Source organism: Streptomyces sp. a15, assembly GCF_059026085.1.
The window spans coordinates 1-1,826 of record NZ_JBWLKM010000211.1 but is presented as its reverse complement, the minus strand read 5'-3'; the positions used below and the strand labels follow the sequence as shown (position 1 = coordinate 1,826).

At 65.7% G+C, this 1,826-nt stretch carries 1 protein-coding gene; it reads left to right on the top strand.

The genetic code is table 11. The features are described from left to right. Positions 1-1,826: DNA polymerase III subunit alpha (gene dnaE / locus AC5P09_RS51665; RefSeq protein ID WP_493880585.1), on the top strand; the 1,826-nt coding region annotated here is incomplete at both ends.

Here is a 1,826-nt window from a genome sequence, read left to right as displayed (position 1 = left end):
ATGATCGGCACCTACGGCAAGATCAAGGCGAAGAACGCCATCAAGGACTCCGCGCGCGTGCTGGGCTACCCGTACGCGATGGGCGACCGCCTCACCAAGGCCATGCCCGCCGACGTCCTCGGCAAGGGCATCGACCTCGACGGCATCACCAACCCCTCCCACCCGCGCTACAGCGAGGCGGGCGAGATCCGGTCGATGTACGAGAACGAACCGGACGTGAAGAAGGTCATCGACACCGCCAAGGGCGTCGAGGGCCTGGTCCGGCAGATGGGTGTGCACGCGGCCGGCGTGATCATGTCCAGCGAGCCCATCGTCGACCACGCCCCGATCTGGGTGCGGCACACCGACGGCGTGACCATCACCCAGTGGGACTACCCGCAGTGCGAGTCGCTCGGCCTGCTGAAGATGGACTTCCTCGGCCTGCGCAACCTCACGATCATGGACGACGCCATCAAGATGGTGAAGGCCAACAAGGGCATCGACCTGGAGATGCTCGCGCTCCCGCTGGACGACCCCAAGACCTTCGAACTGCTCTGCCGCGGTGACACGCTCGGCGTCTTCCAGTTCGACGGCGGCCCGATGCGCTCCCTGCTCCGCCAGATGCAGCCCGACAACTTCGAGGACATCTCCGCCGTCTCGGCCCTGTACCGGCCCGGCCCGATGGGCATGAACTCGCACATCAACTACGCCGAGCGCAAGAACGGCCGCCAGGAGATCACACCGATCCACAAGGAGCTGGAGGAGCCGCTCGAAGAGGTCCTCGCGGTCACCTACGGCCTGATCGTCTACCAGGAGCAGGTGCAGAAGGCCGCCCAGATCATCGCCGGGTACTCCCTCGGCGAGGCCGACATCCTCCGCCGCGTGATGGGCAAGAAGAAGCCCGAGGAACTGGCGAAGAACTTCACCATCTTCCAGGCCGGCGCCAAGAAGAACGGCTACAGCGACGAGGCCATCCAGGCCCTGTGGGACGTGCTGGTCCCCTTCGCCGGCTACGCCTTCAACAAGGCACACTCCGCCGCGTACGGCCTGGTCTCCTACTGGACGGCGTACCTCAAGGCCAACTACCCGGCCGAGTACATGGCCGCGCTGCTCACCTCGGTCAAGGACGACAAGGACAAGTCGGCCGTCTACCTCAACGAGTGCCGGCGTATGAAGATCAAGGTGCTCCCGCCGAACGTCAACGAGTCGGAGCACAACTTCGCCGCCCAGGGCGACGACGTCATCCTGTTCGGCCTCGAAGCCGTCCGCAACGTCGGCACCAACGTGGTCGAGTCGATCATCCGCAGCCGCAAGGCCAAGGGGAAGTACGCCTCCTTCCCCGACTACCTCGACAAGGTCGAGGCCGTCGCCTGCAACAAGCGCACCACGGAGTCGCTGATCAAGGCGGGCGCCTTCGACACGATGGGGCACACCCGCAAGGGCCTCACCGCGCACTTCGACTCGATGATCGACAACGTGGTCGCGGTCAAGCGCAAGGAGGCCGAGGGCCAGTTCGACCTCTTCGGCGGCATGGGCGAGGACGACAGCAGCGAACCGGGCTTCGGGCTCGACGTGGAGTTCACCACGGAGGAATGGGACAAGACCTATCTTCTCGCCCAGGAGCGGGAGATGCTCGGTCTCTACGTCTCCGACCACCCCCTCTTCGGACTGGAGCACGTGCTCTCCGACAAGGCCGACGCGGGCATCGCCCAGCTCACCGGCGGTGAGCACGCGGACGGCGCGGTCGTCACCATCGGCGGCATCATCTCGGGCCTCCAGCGCAAGATGACCAAGCAGGGCAACGCCTGGGCCATCGCCACCGTCGAGGACCTCGCCGGCTCCATCGA